The following is a 1690-nucleotide window of genomic DNA, read 5'->3' on the forward strand; positions in this document are numbered from 1 at the left end:
AGATCGTCACCGTGCACAAGACGAAGCTCGCCGAACAGTCGGAGAAGCTGTTCGGGCCGGACGGGCCGCATCGGCTGGTGCTGGTCACCTGCGGTGGCGAGTACGTCGGCGGGACCGACGGTTACGAGGACAACCGCATCGTCACCGCCTCGTTGGTCAGCAGGCCCTGAGCGGTCCGACCTCGCCGGAGGTCGCGCGGGGACGGGCGGTTAGTCTTGTCCTTCTAGCCCATACCCGTCCCCGCATGCTTCGGAGCGTGGAGTGCCCGCCAACACCATTGAGACCGTCGTCAGCCTGTGCAAGCGTCGAGGCTTCGTTTTCCCGTGTGGAGAGATCTACGGCGGTACCAAGTCGGCGTGGGACTACGGGCCCCTCGGTGTCGAACTCAAGGACAACATCAAGCGCCAGTGGTGGAAGACCGTCGTGCAAAGCCGCGACGACGTCGTCGGCCTCGACTCGTCGGTGATCCTGCCTCGCCAGGTGTGGGTCGCTTCGGGTCACCTGGACGTCTTCACCGACCCGCTGATCGAGTGTCTCTCCTGCCACAAGCGGTTCCGCGCCGACCAGCTCGCCGAGGACTTCTCCGCGCGGACGGGCAAGGAGACGACCGAGGACGACCTTTCCGAGGTCCCGTGCCCGAACTGCGGAAACCGTGGCGAGTACACGGCGCCGCGTGACTTCAACATGATGCTGAAGACCTACCTCGGCCCGGTCGAGTCCGAGGAAGGCGTGCACTACCTCCGCCCGGAGACCGCGCAGGGCATCTTCATCAACTTCCTCAACGTGCAGACCACCGCGCGGAAGAAGCCGCCGTTCGGCATCGGCCAGATCGGCAAGTCGTTCCGTAACGAGATCACGCCGGGCAACTTCATCTTCCGCACGCGCGAGTTCGAGCAGATGGAGATGGAGTTCTTCGTCGAGCCGGGCGAGGACGAGACCTGGCACCAGTACTGGATCGACGCGCGCACCGAGTGGTACAAGGACCTCGGCATCAAGCCGGAGAACCTGCGCCACTACGAGCACCCGAAGGAAAAGCTCTCCCACTACTCGAAGCGCACCGTCGACATCGAGTACCGCTTCGCGTTCAACGCGGGCCAGGAATGGGGCGAGCTCGAGGGCATCGCGAACCGCACCGACTTCGACCTCACGACGCACTCGAACCATTCCGGCGTGGACCTGTCGTTCTTCGACCAGGCTTCGAAGCAGAGGTTCCGCCCGTTCGTCATCGAGCCCGCGGCCGGGGTCGGCCGGTCGATGATGGCGTTCCTGGTCGACGCGTACCACGAGGACGAGGTCCCCAACGCCAAGGGCGGCGTCGACAAACGAGCCGTGCTGAAACTGGACTACCGGCTCGCGCCGTTCAAGGTCGCCGTGCTTCCGTTGTCCCGCAACGCCGATCTCACGCCGAAGGCGCGCGACGTCGCGGCGATGCTGCGGAAGCACTGGAACGTCGACTTCGATGACGCCGGCTCGATCGGCAAGCGGTACCGGCGTCAGGAAGAGATCGGGACGCCGTTCTGCGTCACCGTCGACTTCGACACGCTCGACGACCTCGCTGTGACCGTGCGGGAGCGCGACACCATGGCGCAGGAGCGGGTCGCGATCGACAAGCTCGAGTCGTACCTGGCGGGGCGGCTGGTCGGCGCCTGAGCTCCGCCGCCTCGTCGGGCCAAGTGTCATGAAAGGGTCG

At 65.4% G+C, this 1690-nt stretch carries 1 protein-coding gene and 1 pseudogene; both read left to right on the top strand.

Going from position 1 to position 1690, the window contains the following annotated elements:
- Positions 1-170 (top strand): annotated as a pseudogene (locus AVR91_RS44400) (class F sortase); the annotation flags it as partial.
- Between the two features lie 91 nt (positions 171-261).
- Positions 262-1650, top strand: coding sequence for a glycine--tRNA ligase (locus tag AVR91_RS07865; RefSeq protein WP_063274613.1), 1389 nt, complete (start codon positions 262-264; stop codon positions 1648-1650).
- Positions 1651-1690: the final 40 nt, after the last annotated feature.

Origin of the sequence: Amycolatopsis keratiniphila subsp. keratiniphila (genome assembly GCF_001620365.2) — a bacterium.
GTDB classification, from domain to species: domain Bacteria; phylum Actinomycetota; class Actinomycetes; order Mycobacteriales; family Pseudonocardiaceae; genus Amycolatopsis; species Amycolatopsis keratiniphila.